The sequence below is a fragment of the Vibrio sp. PID17_43 genome (assembly GCF_002608565.1).
Taxonomy (GTDB): Bacteria; Pseudomonadota; Gammaproteobacteria; order Enterobacterales; family Vibrionaceae; genus Vibrio.
In genome coordinates this window covers 144,454-171,348 of record NZ_LIXM01000003.1, presented here as the reverse complement: position 1 = coordinate 171,348, position 26,895 = coordinate 144,454, and the positions used below count along the sequence as shown (strand labels likewise).

Annotated in this window: 28 protein-coding genes; 18 read left to right on the top strand and 10 right to left on the bottom strand. The window is 45.3% G+C overall.

The features are described from left to right. The first annotated feature begins 138 nt into the window (after window positions 1-138). A complete protein-coding gene (gene yjjG, locus AK965_RS03435) occupies window positions 139-813 on the top strand; it encodes a pyrimidine 5'-nucleotidase (RefSeq protein WP_099078286.1) in 675 nt (224 codons plus the stop codon). Between the two features lie 138 nt (window positions 814-951). Here yjjG and AK965_RS03430 read toward each other — a convergent pair whose 3' ends face one another. Both AK965_RS03430 and AK965_RS03425 read right to left on the bottom strand, forming a co-directional pair. Then, window positions 952-2,934 (bottom strand): hypothetical protein, encoded by a 1,983-nt coding sequence (locus AK965_RS03430; RefSeq protein ID WP_099078285.1) that lies wholly within the window; start codon window positions 2,932-2,934, stop codon window positions 952-954. A gap of 179 nt (window positions 2,935-3,113) precedes the next feature. Further along, window positions 3,114-3,575 carry a hypothetical protein gene (locus AK965_RS03425; protein ID WP_099078284.1) on the bottom strand — a complete coding sequence of 154 codons (462 nt, stop codon included), beginning with the start codon at window positions 3,573-3,575 and terminating at the stop codon, window positions 3,114-3,116. Window positions 3,576-3,764: 189 nt separating this feature from the next. Here AK965_RS03425 and AK965_RS03420 point away from each other — a divergent pair, with 189 nt between their 5' ends. Further along, complete coding sequence (locus AK965_RS03420) at window positions 3,765-4,304, top strand: NUDIX hydrolase (protein WP_099078283.1); 540 nt, start codon at window positions 3,765-3,767, stop codon at window positions 4,302-4,304. 9 nt (window positions 4,305-4,313) lie between these two features. On the opposite strand, the gene AK965_RS03415 is transcribed toward AK965_RS03420, so the two are convergent. Then, window positions 4,314-7,589, bottom strand: a complete 3,276-nt coding sequence (locus AK965_RS03415; protein WP_253252655.1) for a mechanosensitive ion channel domain-containing protein — start codon at window positions 7,587-7,589, stop codon at window positions 4,314-4,316. Between the two features lie 327 nt (window positions 7,590-7,916). Between AK965_RS03415 and phnR the strand changes: the two genes are divergently transcribed. Beyond that, window positions 7,917-8,621, top strand: coding sequence for a phosphonate utilization transcriptional regulator PhnR (phnR, locus tag AK965_RS03410; protein WP_099078282.1), 705 nt, complete (start codon window positions 7,917-7,919; stop codon window positions 8,619-8,621). A gap of 944 nt (window positions 8,622-9,565) precedes the next feature. Here the strand turns inward: phnR and AK965_RS03400 are convergent. Then, window positions 9,566-9,877, bottom strand: coding sequence for a DUF1840 domain-containing protein (locus AK965_RS03400; protein WP_099078281.1), 312 nt, complete (start codon window positions 9,875-9,877; stop codon window positions 9,566-9,568). Window positions 9,878-10,111: 234 nt separating this feature from the next. Here AK965_RS03400 and AK965_RS03395 point away from each other — a divergent pair, with 234 nt between their 5' ends. After that, window positions 10,112-11,236, top strand: coding sequence for a M14-type cytosolic carboxypeptidase (locus AK965_RS03395; protein WP_099078280.1), 1,125 nt, complete (start codon window positions 10,112-10,114; stop codon window positions 11,234-11,236). Between the two features lie 42 nt (window positions 11,237-11,278). Beyond that, the gene (locus AK965_RS03390) at window positions 11,279-11,512 is read left to right on the top strand and encodes a hypothetical protein (protein ID WP_143699929.1); all 234 of its coding nucleotides are present in this window, start codon (window positions 11,279-11,281) and stop codon (window positions 11,510-11,512) included. Window positions 11,513-11,580: 68 nt separating this feature from the next. Here the strand turns inward: AK965_RS03390 and AK965_RS03385 are convergent, their stop codons facing one another. Beyond that, on the bottom strand, window positions 11,581-12,951 hold the full coding sequence (locus AK965_RS03385) for an L-serine ammonia-lyase (protein ID WP_099078278.1): 1,371 nt from the start codon (window positions 12,949-12,951) through the stop codon (window positions 11,581-11,583). A 146-nt stretch (window positions 12,952-13,097) separates the two neighbouring features. Between AK965_RS03385 and AK965_RS03380 the strand changes: the two genes are divergently transcribed. Then, window positions 13,098-13,988, top strand: a complete 891-nt coding sequence (locus tag AK965_RS03380) for a YdcF family protein (protein WP_099078277.1) — start codon at window positions 13,098-13,100, stop codon at window positions 13,986-13,988. 11 nt (window positions 13,989-13,999) lie between these two features. Here AK965_RS03380 and AK965_RS03375 read toward each other — a convergent pair whose 3' ends face one another. Then, window positions 14,000-14,260 carry a DUF333 domain-containing protein gene (locus AK965_RS03375; protein WP_099078276.1) on the bottom strand — a complete coding sequence of 87 codons (261 nt, stop codon included), beginning with the start codon at window positions 14,258-14,260 and terminating at the stop codon, window positions 14,000-14,002. 217 nt (window positions 14,261-14,477) lie between these two features. Between AK965_RS03375 and AK965_RS03370 the strand changes: the two genes are divergently transcribed. Further along, window positions 14,478-14,996, top strand: coding sequence for an NUDIX hydrolase (locus AK965_RS03370; RefSeq protein WP_099078275.1), 519 nt, complete (start codon window positions 14,478-14,480; stop codon window positions 14,994-14,996). A 457-nt stretch (window positions 14,997-15,453) separates the two neighbouring features. Here AK965_RS03370 and AK965_RS03365 read toward each other — a convergent pair whose 3' ends face one another. From AK965_RS03365 to flgA, 4 genes are all read right to left on the bottom strand, one after another. Next, entirely contained in the window at window positions 15,454-16,200 is a 747-nt protein-coding gene (locus AK965_RS03365; protein WP_099078274.1) for a lytic transglycosylase domain-containing protein, read from the bottom strand. Then, entirely contained in the window at window positions 16,181-16,618 is a 438-nt protein-coding gene (gene flgN / locus AK965_RS03360) for a flagellar export chaperone FlgN (RefSeq protein ID WP_099078273.1), read from the bottom strand. Before flgN ends, AK965_RS03365 begins: the two co-directional genes overlap by 20 nt. A 22-nt stretch (window positions 16,619-16,640) precedes the next feature. Next, complete coding sequence (gene flgM, locus AK965_RS03355; protein ID WP_099078272.1) at window positions 16,641-16,922, bottom strand: flagellar biosynthesis anti-sigma factor FlgM; 282 nt, start codon at window positions 16,920-16,922, stop codon at window positions 16,641-16,643. 135 nt (window positions 16,923-17,057) lie between these two features. Next, entirely contained in the window at window positions 17,058-17,855 is a 798-nt protein-coding gene (gene flgA / locus AK965_RS03350) for a flagellar basal body P-ring formation chaperone FlgA (RefSeq protein WP_099078271.1), read from the bottom strand. Between the two features lie 79 nt (window positions 17,856-17,934). Between flgA and flgB the strand changes: the two genes are divergently transcribed. From flgB to flgL, 11 genes are read left to right on the top strand one after another with little or no spacing between them, the layout of a single operon-like run. Continuing rightward, the gene (gene flgB, locus AK965_RS03345) at window positions 17,935-18,297 is read left to right on the top strand and encodes a flagellar basal body rod protein FlgB (RefSeq protein WP_099078270.1); all 363 of its coding nucleotides are present in this window, start codon (window positions 17,935-17,937) and stop codon (window positions 18,295-18,297) included. Window positions 18,298-18,299: 2 nt separating this feature from the next. Then, on the top strand, window positions 18,300-18,734 hold the full coding sequence (flgC, locus tag AK965_RS03340) for a flagellar basal body rod protein FlgC (protein WP_099078269.1): 435 nt from the start codon (window positions 18,300-18,302) through the stop codon (window positions 18,732-18,734). Then, window positions 18,734-19,420: a flagellar hook assembly protein FlgD gene (gene flgD, locus AK965_RS03335; protein ID WP_099078268.1), complete on the top strand. Its 687-nt coding sequence runs from the start codon at window positions 18,734-18,736 to the stop codon at window positions 19,418-19,420. The genes flgC and flgD overlap by 1 nt, the downstream gene beginning before the upstream one ends. Window positions 19,421-19,446: 26 nt before the next feature. Then, a complete protein-coding gene (gene flgE, locus AK965_RS03330; protein WP_099078267.1) occupies window positions 19,447-20,646 on the top strand; it encodes a flagellar hook protein FlgE in 1,200 nt (399 codons plus the stop codon). Window positions 20,647-20,658: 12 nt separating this feature from the next. Next, window positions 20,659-21,390 carry a flagellar basal-body rod protein FlgF gene (gene flgF / locus AK965_RS03325; RefSeq protein ID WP_099078266.1) on the top strand — a complete coding sequence of 244 codons (732 nt, stop codon included), beginning with the start codon at window positions 20,659-20,661 and terminating at the stop codon, window positions 21,388-21,390. A 39-nt stretch (window positions 21,391-21,429) separates the two neighbouring features. Further along, entirely contained in the window at window positions 21,430-22,215 is a 786-nt protein-coding gene (gene flgG, locus AK965_RS03320; protein WP_005432423.1) for a flagellar basal-body rod protein FlgG, read from the top strand. 32 nt (window positions 22,216-22,247) lie between these two features. After that, the gene (gene flgH / locus AK965_RS03315) at window positions 22,248-22,919 is read left to right on the top strand and encodes a flagellar basal body L-ring protein FlgH (RefSeq protein ID WP_099078265.1); all 672 of its coding nucleotides are present in this window, start codon (window positions 22,248-22,250) and stop codon (window positions 22,917-22,919) included. Beyond that, window positions 22,919-24,040 (top strand): flagellar basal body P-ring protein FlgI, encoded by a 1,122-nt coding sequence (locus AK965_RS03310; RefSeq protein WP_172438051.1) that lies wholly within the window; start codon window positions 22,919-22,921, stop codon window positions 24,038-24,040. The genes flgH and AK965_RS03310 overlap by 1 nt, the downstream gene beginning before the upstream one ends. 10 nt (window positions 24,041-24,050) lie before the next feature. Next, the gene (locus AK965_RS03305; RefSeq protein ID WP_099078263.1) at window positions 24,051-24,599 is read left to right on the top strand and encodes a rod-binding protein; all 549 of its coding nucleotides are present in this window, start codon (window positions 24,051-24,053) and stop codon (window positions 24,597-24,599) included. Continuing rightward, a complete protein-coding gene (flgK, locus tag AK965_RS03300) occupies window positions 24,600-25,973 on the top strand; it encodes a flagellar hook-associated protein FlgK (protein ID WP_099078262.1) in 1,374 nt (457 codons plus the stop codon). A gap of 12 nt (window positions 25,974-25,985) precedes the next feature. Beyond that, a complete protein-coding gene (gene flgL / locus AK965_RS03295; RefSeq protein WP_099078261.1) occupies window positions 25,986-26,885 on the top strand; it encodes a flagellar hook-associated protein FlgL in 900 nt (299 codons plus the stop codon). Window positions 26,886-26,895: the final 10 nt, after the last annotated feature.

The window sequence follows — 26,895 nt, the reverse complement described above, 5'->3', positions numbered from 1 at the left end:
TGAGATTGCTTTTTGAATCAGCCATTTTGCGTATTTCGAGCGAGAGTGAGGAAAAGAGTCTCGAATAAGAGATTTTCATTGAGAATAAGACCATCTAAACTACTCGCCAGAAATGACCTTGATATTGGAAAGAAGAAAATGAAATACGACTGGATCTTGTTTGATGCTGATGAAACCTTGTTTCACTTTGATGCCTTCAAAGGTTTGCAGCTGATGTTTTCTCGCAAAGGCGTAGATTTTACTGAGCAAGACTTCGTGCACTACCAAACGGTCAATAAACCACTATGGGTCGATTATCAAGATGGTAAAGTGACGGCAGAAGAGTTGAAGCATAAGCGTTTCACCGAGTGGGCTGAAAAGCTGAGTACGACGACGGCAGAATTGAACAGTGCCTTTCTAGAGGCGATGGCAGACATCTGTACGTTGTTGCCAGGCGCAAAAGAGCTGATGGAAGCGCTGCATGGTAAAGCGAAGATGGGGATCATCACCAACGGGTTTACCGAACTGCAAGCGATTCGACTAGAGCGTACAGGAATGGCGAACTACTTTGATCATGTGGTGATCTCTGAGCAAGTTGGCATCGCGAAACCGGATTTAGGTATCTTTGAATACGCGATGGGGCAAATGGGCTACCCATGTAAAACTCGAGTACTGATGGTGGGGGACAACCTGCATTCCGATATTCTTGGTGGTCATAATTTTGGCATTGAAACTTGTTGGTTGAATACTACCGGTGCAAGTGTTGATGGCCAAATAGCACCAAACTATACGGTTGCTTCATTAGATGAGCTAAAAAGTATCCTTGTTGCGTAGATATCGTAGATTACCTAGGTGACCTTGGCTACCTAGCATGCAAAGTTCGTCTTAACATGCTAAAAAGGCTTTAGGGACCGGATTGAAAACACCATCGAATGCACGATGGTGTTTTTGTTTTATTCATCAACTATCACATTATTCATCAACAATCACGGCTTCGAGGTTCCCCCATGGCTCAAGTGCGACATCTTGCCCGCCGTTCCAAATAATAATCGGCAAAGGATCGGGTTTAACATATTCAGAGAAAGTGGAATCTGAAATTAGATCGGTCGATTTGACGGGGAACACCAGTAAGTCAGCAAACATAACCTGTTGATCGTATTTCAGGATGTCCGCTACTTTCCCCCAATAAATAAAATCATTGGCTTCCATCCATTCTGTGGTTGGATTGGTCTTGAGCATTTGAGAAGCTGGTGGATACTGAATATCAACGTCTAGCACTATTCCCTCTGTACTGTCTCTTAATCTAACTTGAATCCCATCGTTAATGTTCTCGGTATAGGTGAACTGATCGGATGGCGGCTCGATTAATTGCGCTAAAGTAGCCGGGTTAGAAAAGTCCATACCGGGTAGGTAACGTTCCAAAGCGATGATCGGATCAAACCCGCCGATGTTGGTTTGTGCCTCTAAGACGCTGAACCTAGGTTTAGGGTCGGATTCTTCTGGGTTGATGACATAGGTCGACCATTCTGCTCGATAGCCATTGAGGTTTTGTCCCACCGATTGATAAATATTCAACGATACGGCGTAAACGGCTTTATGTTGCTCTGGATAAAAACGCATTTTGGCGAGCTTAAATGAGGGGGGTATAAAGGCTTTTTCAAATGCACGGACACGATGAGTGGCAATTTCAAAGTTGATAAACAGCGTCTTTGGTGCGTTCAGCAGTGAGAAGAACATCTTCGGTTTTTCTATGCCATAAAGAATGCCCAGACCTTGGTAAATATCTAGTAGAGCATAGTATAAGGTTGGTAGGGTGTGGGCTGGAAGCACAGCGGGTTGAGATTGAGCGATACCAAACAGCGTTGCAAATACGTCTTGTGGATCTTGCCCTTCCAGAACACAACCGATGAGGTGGGTGAAAAGCTCTGAACTATTGCTCGATTGTGTCGCTAGCGCACATGCACTAACACCACCAGCAAGTACTTGAGCAGGAGAAGTGACGGGTTGAACTAGGAACTCGCTCGTTTCCGCCAGTACAAATGCTTGTGGTGATCCTATAACGAACTGCCCCCATGGAAAGTCATGGTGGATGTCGATAGACCTTGGCTTGGTTGTGACGAACTTAGCACTGACCGAACTGCCATCGTAATAATAGCGGGAGACGCTTCCCATTGGCCCCAAGACTGTTTCACTTGCATCAAGATACCACTGTGAAAAGTGCAGGCGTTTGTTGATTTCTGTTCTGTCGGCTTTTTTTGTCTTGAGCGGAACCGTCCAATGTAAATTGCCCTCATTCGTTAGCAGTGTGCCGGACCATTGTTGAGGCAATGAGGTGAGTTGTATTTGCGTTGGTGTTAGATTGGATAGTTGCAACAAGTCAGTTCCAGGCATCGCTTTATAGCTGGCAAATCGATACAGATACGTGGTGTCACTTCCTGAGAGTTGAACAAACGTTTTTAAGTCGACTTTATAACCTTGCTCCGCACGGGTAGTGAGTCCGATATCCGCGATAACATAGAATTTTTTCGGGAATAAAATCTCTCTTAACCGTTGCCATCCCTTTTCTTCGAGGAATGTGTCAAAGCGCGTGGCATCCGCTGGAGAACGATCAATGACGACTGGTTTGACGCTCGTGATCTGGTAGGGTGGAAAGATGCCAACACTGCTTGAAAATGCGTGTATTTGGGAGGGGGCGAGCTCCCATATGATGAGCCCGCGATCGTTTATCTCATAAGGAAAAATGGGGGGCTCCTGACCGGAGATGGTGGCTTGTCGAAATGCCGCATCTAGCCTTGCTCCGCCAAATACGTTGTTTCTAATTTCCGTCAGTATCTGCTTTTCTTCTAATGAGATACGGAGTGCGGGGTTGGTGTTGGCAAGTGTTGTTGAGCCTATCAAAGTGCAAAACACCAGGCTGACAACCATTGTCAGTCGAACGATCGCTTGAGTATTCATGAAAGGCCTCCTTGCCTACATTAGATATGTCACCAAGCAAGTATAGTTAATCCATAGGAAGATAATTTTAGCTTTTAAAATATCCATTGGAAGTTACTGGGTTGTGGTATGTAAGATAAGCAAAGAAGACAAGGGAAAACGCCGAATAATCAGCGCTGTCAGTGGGGAGCTTAGTCTACTTATGATTGCAGCTCTTTTTCACCCAGTTTGAAATAAATCTTGCCGACAATGACTTCAGAGATCAAGATGGTGAACACGACGGCAAAGAAGGCGACCACACCATTCCATGGGCCACTGAAGTTGATTTTGTCACCAAACAACAGGTTGATGGCTTCAAGCATGATGAATTTCGACCCGACTAAAATGACGTATGTCGAAAGTCCGCGATAGATCTTCGGGGCAGTGCCAGGTTTTGATTTAAAGTACTCTGCAATTTTGTGTTCTGCTTTAATTGAAAGTTTCAGGAGCAACTGAAGTAATAGTGCTGCTGTAAACGAAATCGTAAACGAATCAATGGTCACGAAATCCCAATATTCGTCGTAGAAGTTCAGTACCGTCAGGTCTACCAATACCGCTAAGGTATAACCAACAAACAGACGTTGTGGCGTGTTAAAACCGTAGACTTTATCTGCTGCGCTCATAAGAACCCTCAATCAAATAGTGAACAAGTTTGCAAAGTCTTGCCTTGCGCTGATGGAATAACTATAGAAATTCATTTGACCTAAAACTTGCCATTTTGCGCCATGTGCTCAAATGAAAGACAGTAGGCCGTCTATAAATGCCGGCGCAAACCGCGTTAGAATGGAGTTTCATTATGGGAAGGAATCATCATGGCAGACATTAAACAGCTCGATAGTAAAGTGGTGTATCAAAATAAGTGGATGACGGTGCGAGAAGATAAAATTTTACGCCCGAGCGGAGCCGAAGGGATTTATGGGGTGGTGGATAAACCAGACTGCGTCGCGATTCTGGCAATCGACTATGGGGAGATCCACTTAGTTCAGCAATATCGTTACACCATTGGTCAACGTTGCTGGGAAATTCCTCAAGGTGCATGGGAGTCAAACCCAGATGCTAACCATTTAGAATTAGCGAAAGGCGAGCTGCGCGAAGAGACAGGGCTACAAGCGGGGACGATGGAGTATGTTGGTCCTCAGTTTATCGCGTATGGATTTTTGAATCAGACCTGTCATGTCTATGTTGCCAGTGACTTGTGTGAAGTCGGTAACCACCTTGATGCAGAAGAAGAGGATCTCATCACTCGTGCTTTTTCTATAGCGACGTTCGAACAGATGATGATCGACGCTGAAATCAAGGATTGCGTTACCGTCGCAGCTTACGGTTTGGCTAAGCTTAAGGGGATGGTGTAGTTTTGCCGGTTAAGGGTTTGCTTGAGGTCGATCTCCATTACTTGGCCAGTCACGTACGTGAACATCCATCTGCGGGAAAGAAATTTCGATACCATGTTGTTTAAACAGTTTGTCAATTTTTGAGTTAATGATATGCAAGGTTGGCAAGCGATGATCAATTGAGTTTATATACACACGTAATTCAAAGTCCAAACTGCTTGCTCCAAAGGATAAGAAAAATACTGAAGGTTCGGGGTCGTCAAGCACAATAGAATGCTCTTTGGCGACATCATAGAGCAGCTGCTCTACTTTTTCGATGTCGGAGCCGTATGCCACGCCAATCGGTATCACAATTCGTGTAATGGAATCACTGAGTGACCAGTTTATCAGTTTTTCAGTAATAAACGTTTTGTTGGGTACGACGATTTCTTTATTGTCCCAATCAATAATGGTCGTTGCTCGTGTCTGGATTTTACTAACCGTACCGGAGAGATCATTAATAGTTACGATGTCCCCAATGCGGATTGGACGCTCAAATAATAAAATCAAACCAGAAATAAAGTTAGCGAAAATCTCTTGCAAGCCAAAACCGAGGCCGACACCAAAGGCCGCGACCAGCCACTGCAATCTTGACCATTGAAAACCGAGAGTAGAAAACGCGAACATGACACCAACCATTAAAATTAAATAGCGTAGTAGGGTCGTTATCGCGTATCCCGTACCAGGACCAAGCTCTAACTTTCGCAACACTAACAATTCCAAAATACCAGGTAAGTTGCGGATAGCAACGAAGGTCACTATGAGTGTGATAACGGCTAAAATGAGCGATTGAAGTGTCACGTCAACCAATGTTGAACTGCCGCTGATCACTTCGCTGACTTGCCATACGATAACTTTATCGAGCCAACGGGTCATTTCTAAAGCACTAGACCAGAGTGTAAGCAGCGCGATGACTAAAACGATTAAAGACAATCCTTTCAATAGTGTGGTCGATTGTTCATTTATTTCTTCGCTATCCAAGCCCTGAGCGTCAACGTCTGGTAAGTTTTCTTTTAGCCGAGCTATTTCCTTGGACTCTTCCTCTTGTTCTTGCAGGTGTGCAACTAACTCTTCACGTCGTGCGAGTAAACGTTGATAATTTAGTTGCCGATATTCAAGTTTAAGCCAGCGTTCTCCTAGCTGATAGATAAATAACCCACCTAGCAGCAAGAAAATGGTCATCTGTTGATAGACCAGGAACATCCGAGATGCAACAGAAAGCCCCATCACACTCAATATGATGATGGCAATAAATGAACCCAAAATAATGCCCTTCAGTAAGAAGAACCCCACCCCTTGATGAAGTGGAGCAGGAAGTACCAACGAAATCCGATCAGACTTAAGTAACCCAAAATAAACGAAGGTCATTATTGTTATCAAAATTAAAAATAATAGCCTTGAAACTTCGGCTTGTTCATTGTTTGCGACAACTTCGGCGAAAGTGATGATGAGTAAAAAGGCAGTGATAGGTATGCAGAGTTGGTTACTCTTAACATTAAGAAAAGTACAGACCTGACTTGGCCACTTGAGATGAACCTCTAACAACCCATTTTTTTCGCTCATCCCATGAATGAGCTCTAAGGCAAACAGAGCAAAGGCGCTTGCCATGATTAGTATTTTTGAGTCGTTAAAATTCGGAGAAGGCCAGACCCAATATAACATCATGGCAGTACAGGCAAACCATATTGGTAGAATGAAAGCACGGCATATCACCAATAGTAATAGGGAGACACTGTTTTGAAATCGGTCCTTTACAGGGTGACCGTATACTTTTTTATATTGAGCACTCAAACTTATGGAGTAAGCATCGGACTTACGACGGAGATAAAACAGAATTAAGGTGTAAGTAGGCATAAGTATGCTTACAAACAGTAATGAAGAATGATTTAAGCGTTTCGACATGGATGAAATAGGATGTGAAGTTCCAAACCACACCTTAGGGTCAAAATGAGCCATGTTTTGCCACAAAGGTGGATTGCTTCGTGCCCAGAGTTGTTGCTCTTTCAGGAAATTACGCGCATTTTTAACCTCTAATGCGTATTGATTAATACTTACCTGCAGTTTGCTTAGTGCAATAATCAATTTCTCATAGTCGTCAATAAGCTTTTCAAGTATTTGTTTAGAAAGATTATTTATACGTTCTGTCGGTTTTAAAGACGTATCATCGTTCTCTTGTGTAGGCACACTACTTTCTTTGTCTAATAACTGGGTGAGTTCATATTTTCGAATATGAGCATGTGCGATCTTATCAGGGATCACCCTGTCTTCCACCTTTTTGGGGAGCCTTTCTAATTGAACGCGAAGAGAGGTGCCAAAGGCAGGGCTGTTTTTTAACCAAGCTAGGTTTTCTCTCACCAAGCTTTGCTCTTCGGATAAGTTGTGTAGCTTCAATTGGTATTGTTGGGTGGACACTCGAGTGTCATCGATATCAACTAATACACTTTCCAGCTCGTCTGCATGCTGACGTAATTGATCAATATCTTGTTGTATTTTTTTTGATGGACCGACGATCCTCTCTGCGCTTGCTTTTGCTTCAGCGATTAATACTTTAACCGAGGCTTGCTCCAATTTTGTCAGATTATTTTGCAGCTTTTCTAAAACGGGTGAAGCTAATTCTAGTTTTTTTTCGAGCAGTTTCTGTTCGAGTTGAAGTAATTCAAAGCGTTCATCCAAGCTTTGTAAAGCCATAGATGTGGCTTCTTGTTTTAACTTCAATCCTTGTAAACGTGTCGCTGTAAGCCATTGGTCGACTTGAGAATGTGATGAAGATTTGATGATGGTATCTTTATCTGTTTTGGCAAAAGTTGCTTTGTCTATCTCTTGATTGAGTTTGGCGAGCGAAACGGGCAGTGTTTTTCGATCTTCGGTAAGTTGTGTTAGGTTTTGTGCATTGGAGCGCAACGTAATCTGCCATTGATTGATGGCGGCTTGAAGCGATGAAATTGACTGTGAGAGATCATTGTAATTTGTCGTTTCCGTTGTGTTAAATATGTCTAATGAGTTTGCTTGAGCGATTTGCTCTTGAAGTTGTTTTTCTTGCGTTGGGAATTGATGGATAACATTTTGATAGTTTTTGGTTAATGACTGCTGTGTCGCAAATTCATTGATTTCTTTCAAAAGGGTTTCGTATTGTGCGATCTTGGTTTTGTCTTTGGGAGATTCATTATTGAGTCGTGTGATTTCACTTTTCAAAAAATCAGTTTTTGGTAAATTTTGGGCAGTAACGAACGCAGATGTGACCAAGAATACAAAGGCGAAGAACCCCACATAAATCTTATGTAATCCACTGTTTAACCGTATCTTCAAACTCTACCTCAACTTGCTCTAATCTCGTAAAAATAAGTGTATACGCTAGTTTAGATGGTCGCCTGTTTTCCGTACCCTAAAACAAAAAACGCCCCAGTGTGAAGTGGGGTGCTGTCATGCACCTATTTGGTGATGCATAGATGGCGATTTCTGCGGTAGTATTCTTCTAGTTAGGTATGCTTGGCAGAACTCTAACGTAGATATTGATTGAAATTACCAGTCAAAAGGGTGTAGAAACGGTAACGCTAGTGAGACATATGATATTGTCGCAACAGAGAAGGACTCCTCGTGCAGTACGTAAAAATTAAAGATTCAATTGTTGAACAGATAGAAGCGGGCACGCTCTCCCCTCGACAAAAGTTACCTGCGGAGCGAAAATTAGCCGAGTCCTTCAACACTACACGTGTCACTTTACGTGAAGCATTGTCGTTACTGGAAGTCGAAGGCCGGATCTATCGTGAAGATCGCCGAGGTTGGTTTATCGCGCCAGAGCCATTGCGTTACGATCTAACACAAACGCTCAACTTTCAGGCTATGGCTAAGGCACAAAACCGCATACCAAAAACACAATTAGTCGCGGCGAAAAGTACGTTAGCGAATAAGCAAGCGACACGCTTATTGGACTTGCAACCGTTTTCTGATGTCTATCGTATTGATCGCGTACGTTATCTGGATGAGCGACCAGTGGTATACGTGACGAATTACGTTCGTCCAGATATTTTTCCAAACCTATTGGATTTCGAACTCACTGGCTCGTTAACAGATATTTGCCGTGAACACTTTAGTGTCGTGTATCAAAGCACTCGTTATCGGATTTCTACGAGTACGTTAATGGGGGAAATGGCTCAAGCACTTCGCGCCACCTCTGGCACTCCTGCGATGGTAATTGAACGCATCAATTACAATCAACATGGTGAGCAGATAAGCTGTGATATCGAATATTGGCGACATGATGCCATCAGTATTGAGTCTGTTACAGCGTTTACTCAATAGTAGCGCATTTACCGTTTGGGAGCGTGTCACTGAAGCACTTTCTTTGTTAAATAAACAATATCGTCAAGCAACTTGGAAGAGCCAACTATTACTCTGTGCTGTTTCCCTTGAACTTGAATCAGTGACCACGCTCTGAATGCTACCTCTTGACGTCACTTGGGTATAGGATCTGTTGGGGCGTTTATTTTTATTATGAGTTTGGTGTCTTGCAACTATTGATATATAGAGGAACCATTTTAACTTAACTTTAAACTGGCTAATGAAAACACTTGTTAGGATAGAGGCAATAGCTATCAGCTAACTATCGATTTAGTCTAAAATTTGTATTGGATATATTTATAGCCAAATATATCTATTAAATAATGACTAATAAAATTTTTTAATGTTCCGAAGTAATTTCTGGTCTTTATTAATGCTCTCTATTGTTCGAGTATTTATAAGCTCGAAGTTTAATGTAAGTAAAGAGCACATTATGAAACGTATAATCACTCTAGCAAGCCTTGTCACCTTGACAGTGGCACCGGGCACGTAGGTGGTTTCTTTTGGGCGGGTAATACTGAGACCATAAGTGGGGATGTTGTTGATAGAAAACAAGCAGCATACGAGATAGGATTTGATATGATTAAAGACTAACAGAGAATGGCTTCAAGTCCACGTCGGAAAGAGTTTGTCAATAGTTATGGTAATGTTGACCGAAAATCATTTTCTATTACTAATACGAAAGTAACGGTGGATGAGTTTCCTCAGTATTATGGCGAAAAAGTCTATCAATCAGTATTAAAAGTTAAATATGAATATCCTATTCGTGAACTTAGGTGTCGTTAGGTTTTATTATAAATTTATTTTTTAAGTAGCGACTTATTGATATTGAATAATGGGGGTTCCCCCCATTATATTTATTTTCTACGAGGAACTTACGAGTTGGTGGTTATTACGCTTTGCTATTAATTATCCCACATTACGTTATTTTTTTCTCGTGACGCTGCAGTAAGAAGTTCAATTAATGGAAGCGCCCTATTTTTTAAGCTAACAGCATGCTCTGTCATATCTTCGTCATCTGAAAGGCTTTTTATTTCTGGCAAATCACTTTCATTATCGAGCGCGATTTTTAAATTATTGAGTGCCGCTGGCACGTCATCGGCGAGGATCGCACCTGGGATCTCGGTACTATGCCCCATCATTTTAAGCATATGTAAAGCTATATCGTGGAACATGATGACGTTTGAATAGGATTTACAGCTAAATGTGACAAGCATCGTTAGTTATCCTTATGATTGAATAGATACTTTGGTAATCTTAGCTCATATTTTTTCTTATGGAGCTGAAAATTAGATGACCGATAAAGTGTTAAGTACCGAGTTGGGAAAGTTTGGCTACACTGATTGTTTTGGCTTTAAATACAAGATCAAAGGATGAAAGTGATAGGGGGCACTTTACCTTTATGATAGCCTCAGTGTTTAAAACTCAGATGCAAAAGGTGAGTAAAGATAATGAAAGTATTCAGCAATTTTGATAGTGGCAGTATTCACGTAGTGAACGCGGATGACAAAAATAACATCCGACTAAAAATACCGAATGACAACATGTCAGAATTCTACCAATGGTTTCACTTTCGTCTAGAGACAGAAGCCGAGCAATCGCACACGATTAAATTATTGGATTTGGCAAAATCAGCCTACCCGGAGGGCTGGCAAGGTTATGATGTGGTGGCGTCTTACGACCGTGAGGAATGGTTCCGTATTCCCACTGAATTTGATGGGGATACCCTGACCTTTACTGTGATTCCTGAGCATCGTTCTATCTACTTTGCTTACTTCGCACCTTATACGTACGATCGACACCTAGACCTGTTACACATGGCGCAAACTGCTCACCATTGTCAGTTAGAAACGTTAGGCCACACCATCGATGGCAACGACATGAGTTTATTGACTTTTGGTGAGCCAGAAGAGGGCAAAAAGAAAATTTGGATGATCGCCCGTCAGCACCCGGGTGAAACCATGGCTGAATGGTTTATGGAAGGGATGATTCAACGCCTTCTTGATGAAAATGATGCCGTTGCGCGTGCGCTATTAGAAAAAGCAGTGTTGTATGTTGTTCCAAATATGAACCCAGACGGCGGTATTCGTGGTCACTTGCGCACTAATGCAGTCGGTGTGAATTTAAACCGTGAATGGCAAACCCCATCTATGGAAAAAAGCCCGGAAGTATTCCTAGTACGTGAGCGAATGTTAGCAACAGGGGTGGATATGTTCTTGGACATTCATGGTGATGAAGCGATTCCATACAACTTTGTTGCCGGCTCTGAGGGGATTCCATCCTACGATGAGAACCTTGCTAAGTTAGAGGCGATGTTTAAGCAGGCGCTTTTAACCATTACGCCAGAATTCCAAGATAAAATTGGTTATGACAAAGACGAGCCAGGTAAAGCTAATTTAACGGTAGGCTCTAATTGGGTTGCGGAGCAATTTAAGTGCTTGTCTTATACGATTGAAATGCCATTTAAAGATAATAACAACTACCCAGATCCGCTTTATGGCTGGTCGCCGGAGCGAAGTGTGTTGTTTGGTCAGGATGTCTTAACGGCAACGCTTGCCGTTTCGGACGAAATTTGACCACATACATTCACAGTCCGCTTTTTGCGGGCTGTGCTACCTGTGAGCGATTCGACGCATCTATTTGCTAGAGTTGGTACCGTTTATGTGATGGCCGGTGATGAGAAACAGCTCGCACCAACTGGCTCTTTAGGTGAAGAAGTGCAACGTTTCGAAGACATGTTTGATGATGTTAGCAATGGTATGGATACAAACGATGTTGCGACAGGCTTGAACGAAAAGCTCGGTTCTGAGCCAGCGTCTGTCACTGGCTATCGGAAGGTTACATCCAGTTGAAGCGGTTGGCGGAACGTTCTCCGCCAATCATGGAAGATCTTCATGAATTTGAAGGCGCTAAGCGCAGGTTATTCACAAGGCGGTGCCATATGAATCAACGCTAATCCGCCTAATGAGGTCTCACGGTATTTCTTGTTCATGTCTTTACCGGTTTGATACATAGTTTCGATAACTTTATCTAATGATATAAGGCATTTACTGGTGCGCTTTAAGGCCATGCGAGAGGCGTTGATGGCTTTAATTGCCCCCATCGCGTTTCGTTCAATACATGGCACTTGAACCAATCCCCCAATGGGGTCACAAGTCATACCCAATGAGTGTTCCATGGCGATTTCGGCGGCGATACAGATTTGTTCATTACTGCCCCCTCTTAGTGCCGTTAAACCCGCAGCGGCCATAGAAGAGGAGACACCAACTTCACCCTGACAGCCAACCTCTGCACCCGAAATCGATGCATTCGTTTTGTATAAGATTCCAATCGCACCAGCGACAGCGAGAAAGTCTTTAAGTTGCTTAGTGTCGAGTTCTTTGATGAAGCGATGGTAGTACATCAGTACTGCGGGAATCACACCCGCAGCACCATTGGTTGGAGAGGTCACGACTTGTCCTCCTGCCGCATTCTCTTCACTGACAGCAAAAGCAAACAAGTTAATCCAATCCATGATCTCCATTGGATCATTTTCAATTGCCGCATTGGCTTCAAGTTTCTTCAGTAGATTTGGCGCTCGGCGAGTGACGTTCAGCCCACCTTCCAAAATTCCTTCGGTATCGAAACCTCGTTGCATGCAAAGTGACATCACTTTCCATATTTGTTGTGCTTTTTGGTCAATGTCTTCTTGTTCACGAAATGCGCGTTCGTTTTGAAGGATCATTCCACCGAGGCTTAGACCGTTTTGTTCAGCTTTTTCCAGCATTTCATCAGCAGAAGAGAACGCGAAGGGGACTTGCACTTCCGTTTCGTTACAGCCGTGTTCTAGTTCTGCAGCGGTAGCGATGAAGCCTCCGCCGATGGAGTAGTAAGTTTCGAATGCCACTTGTCCGCCTTCAGCATCAAATGCGGTGATCATCATACCGTTCTCATGCAAGGGAAGATTATCGCTGTGGAAGACAATATCGTGAGCATAGTTGAACGCGATCACATGGACGCCTGAGACCGATAGAGTGCCATGTTCAATAGTATGTTGCAGTGCATTTTTGGCGCTCGACATTTTGATGGTATCAGGACGATTTCCCATCAAGCCAAGTACAACGGCACGGTTAGTATGATGGCCTTTTCCGGTCAGTGACAAAGAACCATAAAGGTCAACTTGCACCTTGTGTACTTTCGACATAGAGTCACTCAGTAGTTGAGTGAAATGGTAACCTGCAAGCATTGGACCATTAGTGTGTGAACTGGATGGGCCTACACCAACCTTAAAAATATCGAAAATCGACAGCATAATGAACTTCCTGTAGCCGTAGACCTTTCGCAAGGTCATTTAGAATAACATTGTTAAGTAGATGTTAATGTCGGGAGGGGGTATTGGCAAAGTGAATTTTTGTATACAAATCATTCAGTGCAAATTGGGGAAATGAGAACTTGGTAATGACGTTAGATAAGGTGGTCCTCGTTCTTGGTAAGCGGTTAGTGAACGATGAGCTGACTCTCGAGGGGCGAACTCGAGTAGAAGCATTAGTTGAGGCGTTAACGGATTTGCGCGTTGAAACGACGGCATTAGTCTTTTGTGGTGGCGTGACACGGGGTCAAACCGTCTCTGAAGCCGATGCCATGCTCACCTACTTTCGTCAGCTAACAGCCTCTGATTTCATGCCTTTTCCTCAGAGCCAAATCATCCTAGAAAACCAGTCACTTAATACAGTGCAGAATATGCAAAATTCAGTGGTAGCGTTGCAGCGAAGCGGGCTTTGCAAGAAGGACCAGCGGATTCAAGTCTCGTTGTTGTCCAATGATTACCACTTAGAGCGCATTTTAGAGATTCAAACCTTGATGGATGAACAAGGCTTACTGCGTGTGCTCAAAACGGGGAGTTTAGAGGCGGGGATTGAGTTAGATATTCCGATTGATATTAATCACCACATCAGCGCACACTATCCTCATGTTGGTACTTACGCTGAGGCGTTTTTATTGTCTGATGAACTCACAACGTATCGTGTGTATTTGGAGGGAGTGAAGAACAAGGCGTTTAAGCGAGACTTAGTTCAGGTGCAAGCCAAACCATTAGCCATTGCTCTCAAGGCGATAGAGAATCTCCAAGCTTTGCCTTTAGAACAAGAGGTTCTACGTCAAATCTCAGAAATGAAAAAGGCCATCGAGATGACGGCCATTGATGATTCAGTTCTAGCAGCAGAGCAAGCGTTGACGGTGCTCCATCCGATCCTCACAGCGTTAAATCAACGCCTCGATCCGGAAACTAGCGCTTTAGCTCGCGGTGAGTACGTACAGCACTCAATACAATCTAAGATTGCGAAAGCTTAATGAGGGTGAGGCTACGATGGGTTGTTTTCTTTGTGGTTGCTACGATAGTACTCCCACTGCTCAAGGCGTTCATTTTCAGATAGAAGACAGTAGGTTATGCGTTCACCATTTTCCGTTACAGTTTCAAGTTCCCCGCCTTGTTGTACGCAGTATACTGCCGCTGGGTTTGACATTGATGTGTACTCTGTAGAGCGAGTTGCGCCTTCATAAGTTGAACAACCTGCAAGTACCATCGTGGCAGACACTGCTGTCATTAAACTTGTTTTTTTCATTCTTTATCTCCACATGGGATGAGCGACTATTGCGTTGATTATAGGAGACTTTAAGAAAAAGATTGTCTTCTGTTTGTTAAAAGCATGATCCGGTTAGGATATTTTAGAAATTGCTCGCTGTTTAAACAATTTGGCTTCAATCGTATCCAAATTGAAACTTGGGAAAGCCGATGAAATTCGGTAGTATGCGTGCAAAATATTCATAGCGGAAACCTCGATGAGACATCTAAAATCGACCACGCACCCAGATATTGAACATCTGGATGATAAAATCATCTTTCAGCGTAATGCTGCGCGAGCCATCGTGTTAGACGGTGAAGATGTATTACTACTCTATACAGAGCGTTACCACGATTACACTTTGCCGGGCGGTGGTATCGATGCGGGTGAAGATGTCATCGCAGGCTTGGTTCGTGAGCTAGAAGAAGAAACGGGGGCGAAGAACATTCATAGCATTAAGCCATTTGGTATTTTTGAAGAGTTTCGTCCTTGGTATAAAGAAGATGCAGACGTGATGCATATGATTTCGTATTGCTATACCTGCAAAATAGATCGTGAACTGGGTAAGACCGCTTACGAAGACTATGAGGTGAAGAATGGTATGCGACCAGTCTGGATGAATGTACACGAGGCGATTGCACACAACGAAAAGACCATGGCAGAGAGCCCGAAAAAAGGGATGAGCATTGATCGCGAAACTTTCCTTCTACAGTTGATCGCGAAGGAACTGTTGTAATACCAATAACAGTAAGTAAATGAACAGTTATTTAGTATGATTGGGATAATAACCCACCGATAAAAAGTCAACGCCAGTCATAAAAAAGTCCGAGTTCCTCCCCCGGAACTCGGACTTATTCCAGACGCGCAAGCGAAGCGTCATTCTTATGTTCTATTTCGATACTCTAATTTTGTATCAATATGTTTATGCCAATAACAATAGCCGCTTTGTATTTGCTGTGTAAATAATTAATAGGCAAAAAATATTGATTTTCATTTTTTTCGTAAAGACCTGTGATCAATATCTACACATATTGCAAGTTTTTTGGCTAGATTCTCACCGCTCGTATTGGATTTCTTAATTTTGAGATAGATTAATTGAACTTTTCGACGCGTGTTGGAAGTGAGATCACGTACTTAGGGATTCATGACGCAAGGAAATGTAATTTTACATGCTTCTGACTTTGGCTGATTCATCATAAATCGATCAGCGGTGGCAGGCGGCCTAGGTCAATAAGTGGTTGCGGGTGATGTACCGATGGCGATGAAAATAATAATAAAGGCTGAAAAGAGTCACTGCGCAGTTTACTAACATCAACTAATTGCTCTAACGCATAAAAACGTTGGACGTATTGTTGCGTCTCTTTTGGCAATGTTAGCAGATTAAAATCGTCGGTTCCTGCTCGTTTTATTGCTCTTGCAACGCGACCTTCTCCAGCATTGTATGCCGCTAACGTTAGGGTGATGTCGTGGTCAAATTTTTGATATAGGAACGCTAAATAAGCTAGCGCAGCTTGAGTGCTAGCTTCGGCGTCAAACCGTTGGTCATTGTCTGATGACACCTGTAATCCAAATCGTATTGCGGTCGCCGGAATTAATTGCCAAAGCCCGGCAGCATTTGCATGGGAAACCGCATCTAGGTTATAGGAAGACTCCAACATTGGCACTAATACCAAGTTAGCTGGCAGCGACTTCAGCTTTAATTGTTTAAAAATGTGGTCTATCAATGAGCTGGCTGAATCAAGACGTTCGGCAATTTGCGACTTATAAGGGACGAGCACTTGATATTGGTGTTGAATATCATCACGGTGTGGTTTTGCATGAGCGGATGAGGAGGGACTCACTAAAGATAAGGCAACGAAAAGAAAGCCCACAGAGGAACGCCGGGAAGGTATTAATGTCTGCGGGCAGAGCGAAAATCGTTTAGAAAGAGCGCTCTTCATAAGTATGTTGCACAGGTTGCTTGAGTTGACTGACTAACTCTTGGAACGCCGCAGAGCTTTGGCCATTACTCTGATTGTCCTGTTGGCATTGTTTCACAAAGGATTCCAACAGTGTCCATTGCTTTCTTGCTTGCGTGCCAATTTTAGATGGCAAGGCATTGAAGATTCGGTTCACACTGGCTTCATTACACGGCAGCCCAAGAGCTCGCATTAGCTGGCTTCTTTCACTTGCAGAGCGACCAAGCTGATTCAAAATTGGCATTTGCTTTAGAATGTTTTCGTTTAGCGAATCGCCATCGAATTGCAAATACAATGTTTTTTGTTGTTGAATCAGCCCCAATAGTTGTTGGTAGAGTTTGACGTCTTCTGCGATAGAGCGAACAAACTGCTGAATGTGCTGTGATGCCGCCGTTGCCATGCTTGACTCCTAATGAGATGCGTTATTCGTGCCCAGTGTGGAATTGCATCACTGCTTTCGACAGCGCTTTGGTGTCGAGATTCAGCTCGCCACGTGCTAATGCGCTGCGGATCTGTTCGACCTTTGTCATGTCAATGTCTGGCAGTGATTGCATTTCTGCTTGAGCACGGTCTATAGCCGCGGTATTTGCTTGAAATGCGGGCTCTCGGTTTTTGCTCTGTACGATAGGTTCGACAGGCTTTTTGCTCGCTTGCTGAAATTTAGTTTGTGGGACATGACCGCCCGTGACTTTATCGATTTTCATGTTGTGGTCCTTAATCATCATGTTCTAAATCGATTAGGCGACCAGGGTTTGATGAACATTAAACTTTAATTTTTACTCGATATCGATACTGGATGACGAGTAGTAAAGTGAGAAAATGTTACCTTGAGTCCAAAATCAGAATTGAGTATGGACTTGATTCACCCCTGTCACAACCGCCCGAATGACTTTACCTGAACCGATGTTCTCAACCTTAATCTGATGTCCTCTCTTTCCGTTTTCTAAGGCGACGCCCTTGGTGCTAGCACTAAATCCATCTTTGCTAGCGATGATGATCACTTCGTTGCCTTTTTCAATCAGTGGCGGAGCGCTGAGGTTGGTTGGATCAATCATTTGGCCAGCTCGAATACGGCGAATGGTTTCTAGCCCAATGGCTTGGTTTGTCTGTGTGTAGAAGTCGTCTTGACGAGAAATCGTTCGCGACTCAATTTTTAAGTTTGAGGTTGAGATGGATTCGTTACGTCCAATCGCAGTGGTGGCAACGAGAACCGGAAGTGTCACCTTAGATTTGATAGTCACATTGATTCGCCATTGAGAGTTGACATCTTCACAACTGACAGCTCGTTTTAAATTACCAATAGGCAACGGACGATTATCTCGTCCTGTGATTGCCAAAGGTGAATTACAAACGGGCAGATGATTGGCAGAACCTGGTACCCAAATTTGATAGTCCAGTTGATAATTTCCCCATTGGCGGGACTGTGCGACTTGCGCTACTTCTTGTTCAAACTGTTCGCTGACGATGGCTTTGAGCTCATCTACCGTCAGGGTTTTCTCATTAGCAATGGCATTCAACGAGCTTGCAATCAGAGCCAAACCGCAAAGCAGCATGATTGAGGGAAATCGACCTTTCCCCTTCTTTTGAATGGTTTCCGCAATCCGGAAGCGACGCTTCCCTGTCTGTTTATAATTCATTGATATATAAGAATAATTTTTATGGCATACATCTTGTTTTAATATTCGATGTATTCGAGCCGACTTTAAGGAAAGATGCATGGCGATCACATTCGAAAATGCGTTAGGTGTACATCCAGAGGCACTCAATTTTCGCGTTCAGCGTACCAAAGTCCTCGCCAGTAACCTAGCAAATGTTGATACACCTGGGTACTTGGCAAAGGACCTAAGTTTCACCACCGTGATGAATCAAATGTCAGCGGGCAGTGTGAACAAACCAGTGCCGAAGCTTCAGGTTGAGGCGCAATATTCGGTGCCTTACCAAAACAGCAAAGACGGCAACACTGTAGAACTGGGCGTGGAACAAGCCAAGTTCACGCAAAACAACATGGACTTTCAAACCAGCCTGACGTTTCTCAACATGAAATTCAGTGGCTTGGCGAAAGTGATTGAGGGACGTTAAACATGTCATTTACTGATATCTATTCGATCACTGGCTCGGCGATGACGGCGCAAACCGTTCGTCTGAACACGGTAGCCAGTAACCTGGCCAACGCCGATGCAGTGTCTTCGAATCCGGATGATGCCTACAAAGCACTGAAGCCAGTGTTCGCAACTGTGTATCAAAAAACACAGCTGGCGACGGAAAACGGTGTTTATCCGAATGCGGAAGTGCGCATTGTCGATGTGGTGCAGAATGCGGGTCAGGCAGAAAAACGCTTTGAGCCAAACAACCCGCTAGCGAACGATGAAGGATATGTGTACTACCCAGACATTGATGTGGTTTCAGAGATGGCAGACATGATGTCCGCAACGCGCAGTTTTGAAACCAACGTGGAAGTGTTGACGAATGTGAAAAGCATGCAGCAAGGTCTGCTTCGACTAGGGCAGGGTAATTAATGAGTCTCGCACAATACACCGCGCTTTCTTCTGATGCGCCAGTCGCGACCACTGCTAGTGGCGACACAGGTGGCATTTCCGCGAACCCGTCGGATATGAACAGCGCAACGTCACTGCAAAACGAGTTTATTTCGCTAATGGTGGCACAGATTCAAAACCAAGACCCACTTAACCCGCTTGATGGCACGGAGTATGTCAGCCAGTTAGCGCAATTTTCTCAGGTTCAAAGTACCGAAAACATGTCGATGCTCATGCAAAACAGCATGGTATTGCTCGACAACATGCAGGTACTTTCAACGGCGGGCTTGGTTGGTCAAACCGTGTATGTATCATCAAACGAGTTTGAACTTGGTGAAGGCTTGCAAAGTGGCAAAATTGAGCTAGAACATGGCTCGAACCAAGTCGCATTGGTCGTCAAAGATGAATTCGGTCAATCGACCAAAGTCCCACTAGGTGCACACGGTGCGGGTGACGTCGAGTTCTCTATCAGTCCAGAAGAACTTGGTTTGAAGCCGGGCAAATACACCGTCGCGGTGGAAGTTCAAGAAGGGCAAAAGAGCCCAAATGTTTTGCTGGCAGGCACGGTTGAGCAGGTACGTATTCCTAGCTCAGGTGGCGCAGCACTGGTCAATGTCCAAGGCGTTGGCAACGTTCCTTTCTATCAAATCACTCAGTTTGGTGCTTAACCAAATAAGGAAATCAGAGGTTATTTATGAGTTTTAACATCGCACTTAGTGGTCTGGACGCGACCAACACAGAGTTAAATACCATCAGTCACAACATTGCCAACGCATCAACGTACGGCTTTAAAGGTGGTCGCACAGAATTTGCAGCGGTTTACAACGGCATGCAACCGGGCGGCGTAGAAGTCGCGTCGATTTCTCAGAACTTCGATAAGAATGGTTCGGTGACAGGCACAGGTCGTGCAATGGACTTGGCGATCAACGGCAGCGGCTTCTTTGTGACGAAAGATCACATGGGTCAGATGCTTTACACTCGCGCAGGTGTGTTTGGTACTGACAAGAACAACTTCGTAACCGCAAATAATGGTGCCAAGTTGCAAGGTTATAGCGTAGACAACAATGCTAACCTTCAAACTGGTTCTGTTGGTGATATTAAAGTTTCTACGTCTTCACTAAATGCTAAAGCAACCGATAACCTTGACTTTGTGGCGAACTTTGATGCAAGCGCAACGGCAGTCGATCAAGCGATTTACCCATTTGATTCTTCCGATCCAAACTCATTCAACTCTTCTTACACCAGCAAGGTTTATGACTCACTTGGCAACTCGCACACAGTAACTCAGTACTTCACGAAGACATCAGATAACGAATGGCAAGTGAATGTGGAAGTCGACGGTGCGCCAACGATACCAGCAACGGCTCAAACGGTTCAATTCAATACCGATGGCACGCTGGCATCTCCAACGGGTTCTTTCAACGTTGCATTCCCTGCGGCGGGCGCAAACGCAATGAGCATTGATATCAGCTTGAACGGCAGCACTCAGTTTGGCGCTGCGTTTGGCGTGAGCACTAACAACCCTAACGGTTACACTTCAGGTGAGCTTGCGGGCGTTCGAGTGGAAGACAACGGTATGGTTTATGCGACTTACACCAATGGTCAGTCTCAGTTACAAGGTCAGGTTGTATTAGCCGATTTTGCTAACACGCAAGGTCTATCGAAAGTGAGCGGCACGGCATGGACACAGAGCTTTAGCTCAGGCGCACCAATCATGGGTGTTCCGGGTACGGGCACATTGGGTGACTTAACACCGGGTGCGTTAGAAGGCTCTAACGTCGACTTAACTAGCGAACTTGTCGCGTTAATGACGGCGCAGCGTAACTACCAAGCCAACGCGAAAACCATTTCGACCAATGACAAGCTGACTCAAGCTCTGTTCAACGCGGTGTAATGGGAGAGTCGCATGGATAGCTTGTTATTTACTGCCACGTCGGGTGCGAGCCGAGTCCTCAAGGCTCAGCACGTGCGTTCGAACAACTTGTCGAATGCTGACACCGCAGGTTTCCGTGCCGATATGGAGCGCGTTCGCAGTGTTGAACTACAAGGTTCGGGCTTTGATGGCCGCACCATGGTGGTGACCAACTCCGCCGCAACGCGTTTTGATTCTGGCGACATCATGAAAACTGGCCGCCCTCTCGATGTGGCGATCATGGGTGAGGGTTACCTCACCGTTGAAACACCTGCTGGCAATGAAGCTTACACGCGAGCGGGCAATATCAAAGTCGATACCTTTGGCGCAATGAGCATCAATGGCTTCCCTGTTGTGGGTGAAAACGGCCCTATGGTGGTGCCTGATTTTCAGAAGATTGAAATCAGTGAACGTGGCCGTGTGTCTGTCATTCCACCGGGTGGCGGTGCAGAAGTGGAAGTGGGCACCTTAAAGCTAGTAAAACCGACAATCAACCAACTGCAAAAAGAGAGCGACAGCTTGCTACATAGCGTAGATGGCGTGCCTTTCCCTGCGGATGAAACCGTGCAGCTTTCTCCAGAGCACATTGAGGGCAGTAACGTGTCTGCCATTGATGAACTGCTGAGCGTGATGTCGCTGACGCGTAACTTCGAAATGCAAGTACGCATGATGAAAACCGCAGAAACCTTGGCGCAAGCCGGAAACAAATTGATGGCGGCGAGATAACCCTTACACGAAGGGATTCTCGTCCAAAGGAGATAACCAATGCATTCAGCATTATGGGTAAGTAAGACGGGCATGGCAGCTCAAGATACGAAAATGACTGCCATCTCTAACAACCTAGCGAACGTCAACACGGTCGGCTTTAAGCGCGATCGCGTGGTGTTTGAAGACTTGTTCTACAGCATTCAGCGTCAACCCGGTGCGCAAGTCGACCAAGTGAATGAACTACCAAGCGGTGTTCAGCTTGGTTCCGGTGTTCGTGTTGTGGGAACGCAGAAAGTCTTCACTCAGGGCAACACTCAAAATACCACTCAAGAGTTGGATTTAGCGGTGATGGGACAAGGCTTTTTCCAAATCGAAAACTCTGACGGTCAGATCATGTATACGCGTAATGGTCAGTTCCACATCAACTCAGAGGGTTTGATGGTCAACAGCCAAGGCTTGCCACTGGAACCGCAAATTCAAATCCCAGACAACGCGATTTCGTTCTCTGTGGGTGTGGATGGCACGGTAACGACAACCTCTGCAGACGATCCAACGCCGCAGCAACTGGGTCAGATTACGCTAGCGAAGTTTATCAACCCAGCGGGTCTAGAAGCTGTTGGTGGCAACTTATTCCGCGAGACAGAAGCAAGTGGTCCTGCGGATGAATTGATTGCGGGCGAAGACGGTGCAGGCAGCATCAAACAGGGGGCTTTAGAAGGCTCAAACGTGCAAGTAGTGGAAGAGATGGTCGACATGATCACCACTCAACGCGCGTACGAGATGAACGCCAAAGTAGTCTCTGCCGCAGACGACATGCTGAAGTTTGTCGCGCAATCGATGTAAGTAAGAAATTGGTGATGATGAAGGAAAAAGCAATGAAATGGCTATCGAAGAGTTGGGCAGTTGCCGTCGTGTTGCTGGTGGGGTGTGCGGGTCGTGATGAATTTATTCCACCCGAGCCAAACACAGAGGAATACGCGCCACCAGTGTTGGATTACACCTTGCCAGAGACCAAGTCCGGCAGCCTTTATCGTCACCAATACACAATGACGTTATTTCAAGATCGCCGAGCCTACCGAGTCGGTGATGTTTTGACCGTGCAGCTCTTTGAAGAAACCTCTTCAAGTAAGAAGGCAGGCACACAGTTTGGCAAAAGCTCAACCGTAGACTTTGCCGCGGCAACCATTGGCACCCAAACCATTGATGAGCTAGGCGTGAGTATTGATGGCAGCCGCAACTTTGATGGCAGTGCATCCAGCTCGCAAGGCAACAAATTACAAGGTGCGATCACCGTGACTGTGCATGAGGTATTGCCAAATGGTGTGCTTCGCATTAGCGGTGAAAAATGGCTGCGACTCAACCAAGGCGATGAATTTATCCGGCTCACAGGCATTGTGCGCGTTGATGACATCAACCGCAGCAACCAAGTTTCTTCTCAGCGTATTGCTGATGCTCGTATTACCTACGCAGGTCGCGGCGCATTAGCCGATAGCAACGCAGCCGGGTGGCTGACGCAGTTCTTCAACAGCCCATGGGTACCATTCTAATGAAGTCTATTAACGCATTTTTTACTTCTTTTCTATTGGCTTTGTCCTTGGGACTTCCTGCCACTTCACAAGCTGAAGTGGAAATTCCGATCATGGATTTGGTGGATGTTCAGGGCATCCGAGAAAACCAATTGGTTGGTTACGGTTTAGTGGTGGGTTTGGCCGGTCAAGGTGACCGTAACCAAGTGAAATTCACCGCTCAATCCATTACCAACATGCTGCGCCAATTTGGGGTTCAGATTGATGACAGCATGAACCCAAAATTACGTAACGTGGCGTCCGTAAGCGTTACCGCATCCGTTGACCCAATGGCTGGCCCAGGTCAAACACTGGATGTGGTGGTTTCCTCTATCGGTGATGCGAAAAGCTTGCGTGGTGGCACATTACTGTTGACGCCACTGCGCGGTATTGATGGCCAAGTGTATGCCATCGCTCAAGGCAGTGTGGTGGTGGGGGGCTTATCCGCCGAGGGTAAAAGTGGCTCTAAGGTAGAAGTAAACACACCAACCGCAGGTCGCATTCCAAATGGTGCAACGTTGGAGCGAGAAATCGAAACTGACTTTAACCAGCGTGACGAAATTACTTTGAATCTACGCAAACCAAGCTTTACGACAGCAAAGAACATCGCCCGTGAAATCAACAATACCTTTGGCCCAAATGTGGCAAAAGCGATCAACAAAGCGCGTGTAGAAATGCGTGCGCCAATGGATACCCAACAGCGTGTCACCATGATGTCGATGTTGGAAGAAATGAGCGTGGAAGAAGGCCGTAAACCGGCTCGAATCGTATTCAACTCTCGTACGGGTACTGTGGTGATTGGTAAGAATGTTAAGGTTGGTGAAGCGGCAGTAAGCCACGGCAACTTGACCGTTCGAATCTCCGAATCTCAACAAGTCAGCCAGCCTAACGCGTTTGCTGATGGTGAAACCAAAGTCGTGGATCAAACCCAAATCGAAGTAAACGAAGATCAGGCGCAAATGGTGATTTGGCCTCCGGGTACGGAACTGAACACCATTGTCAACGCTGTAAACAGCTTAGGTGCTACGCCAACGGATCTGATGTCGATTCTGCAAGCATTGAACGAAGCGGGTGCGCTGAATGCTGAACTTGTGGTGATTTAAGGAGTTAGCGATGAAGTTAGATACGAGCGGCGATCAAGCTCAACTCAATACCATGCTGTATCACGACAACAGTGCCCTAGCGAGCATCAAGAAAAGTCGCGACCAAGAAGGTGCTCTTGAAGTGGTTGCGGGTCAATTCGAGGCGATGTTCCTACAAATGGTGCTGCGTCAAATGCGCAGCAGCAGTGATGTATTGGCCGACAAAGACAGCCCGTTTGCTAGCCAGCAACAAGGCGTGTTTCGCGATATGTACGATGGACAATTAGCGATGGAGTTGGCGAAAAAACAGAACTCCGGTATCGCCAATATGCTGATCCAGCAACTTAGCCCTTCAATGCGCGAAGTGGCGTTCGACCAATCACGCAATGTCTCTCCAGCAAACGATGGAAAAGAGGTCAGTCTTGAACGCAAATCACAACTTGAAAAGGGTGACATCGCGATGACAACCGATGCAGTTAATCCCATGCAGCAAGCGGTCGCCTCTGTTAAACAAGTGCTCGGTGAAGCCGGAATGACGACCGCGTTTACTCAGCCGCTGATTAGGAAAATGGAGCTGTAAATGAACCTTGTGAATATCGCCCTTTCAGGCTTAAACGCGAACCGTGTGGCGTTGGATGTGACCGCGCAAAACGTGGCTAATATCAACACACCGGGATACAGCCGACAACAAGCGCTGATGGCATCCGTTGGTGACGGTAAGTACAACAAACTCAGCCCTGGCATGGGTGTTGAAGTGACGAGTATTCGTCGCGTAACGGACCAGTTCTTGGTTAAGCAAACATGGTCTACTAACAGTTTAGCGGCTTATTCGGCAGGCTATACCAGCGCGATGAGTCAACTTGAGAACACGCTTGGCGCTGATGGATTCAGTGTTTCAGCAGGTTTAGATTCCTTTAACGCCGCACTTAATGATGCCACGGTAAAACCGGAATCGATTCCATACCGTCAGCAAATCATTAATGAATCAGAAGCGTTAGCGCGTCGTTTCAATACGCTAACTGAGTCTCTTCATAATCAACACAAAGACATGAGTGACCAGCGTACTGCGGCGTTGAACCATGCCAATAGCTTGATGGCGAACATTGCTGATGTGAACAAGCAGATAGTCGAGATGCAAGGCATAGGCGGTAACCCAGCTCAATTGATGGATACTCGTGATGCGTTGATTGGCGAACTTTCTCAGATTGTTGAAATCAAAACGACCGACCAACCAGACTGCAGCATGCAAGTGACACTGGCTTCTGGTCAGCCATTGGTGATGGGATCGGATTACGGTCAGCTAGCGGCAAAACCAAACCCAACTGACCCATATCTTGCCGATTTGAGTGTCGATTTTGCATCGCAAAGCTTTGTCATTGACCACTCGGTAGGCGGCAAGTTGGGTGCGATTAACGATTATCAAACCGAAGTGCTAAAGCCAAACCAAGTTGCTTTGGATGACATGGCTAAAGCGTTGGCGGATGAATACAACGCAGTGCTGGCAACAGGGCAAGATCTCAACGGCAATCCGGGCACACCATTGTTTAGTTACGATCCTGCAAACCCTGCTGCAAGCCTAACCATTACCGATATCAGCGCGGAAGAATTAGCATTCTCCAGCGACGGCACGCCGGGTAATGCGGATGTATTGAATGACCTGATTCAACTTAGCAATAAGCCGGTTTCAGTCACTGGCTATGGTTCGCTGAGCTTGAACGATGCGTTCACCGCAATGGTCGGTGAAACAGCGATCAAAGCACGCCAAGCAGAAGCGGATTACGAAGCCAAAGCCGCAATGAACAAACAAGCGCATGCGGCGCGCGACAATGTCAGCGCCGTTAACAGCGATGAAGAAGCGGCAAATCTGATGACATTCGCTAACGCACACAACGCCAACATGAAAGTTATTAGCACCGCTAACCAGCTCTTCGACTCTGTATTGCAGTTATTCTAAAAGGAACCCGAGATGCGAATCAGTGACAGTCAATTTAGCCAGTTGATGCTGCAAAGTCTGCAAACCAACAACGCAGGTTTAGGGCATGTTCTTCAACAAATGGCCACGGGTGACCGATTAACCAAGCTTTCTGATGACCCAATGGCGTCGATTAAGCTGCTGAACCTTGAGCGTGAAAACAGCGCGATCGGCCAGTATCAAAGTAATATCGCCAACCTGAAAACCACACTTTCTGCCCAAGAAACCCACTTGGACTCCATTAATGAAAGCCTAAAGAGCGTGCGTGATTTGGTGCTTTGGGGCGCGAACGGCACATTAACCGATGAAGACCGCAGTGGCATGATCATCGAGCTAAAAAGCTACCGTGATTCGATTGAGTCTTCATTCAATGCCCAAGACGAAGAAGGCCACTACCTGTTTTCAGGTACTCAGACGGACAAGCCTGCGGTGAGTAATGCTGGTGGTGCGTACCAAGTTGATGGCAACAGCGACAAACGCGTGGTAACTGTTGCAAAGGGCGTGACCATGGATTCCAATATGACGGCAAAAGAGATCCTGGAACTTGGTGGTGGCGATAATGTGTTGAACCAAATCGACGTTTTGATTGCGGAATTTGAGAACCCGAGTCCGAATTTTCAAGCGGAGGTAGACGCGAGCTTATCTGCGATTGATGATACCTTGGCGAACGTACTGGGAGCGATGACAGAAATCGGTGGTCGCCATAACAACCTTGACCTAATGGACAGCGCACACGGTGAAAACAAACTGTTCGTTGACAAGGTGACCAGTGACTTATCGGCATTGGATTACAGTGAAGCATCAGTACGTTTAAGCAACTACATGGCCGCGTTACAAGCAACGCAAGCTAGCTACGTGAAGATCAACGATCTCAACCTGTTTGATCGTATTTAAGGAAGTTTTG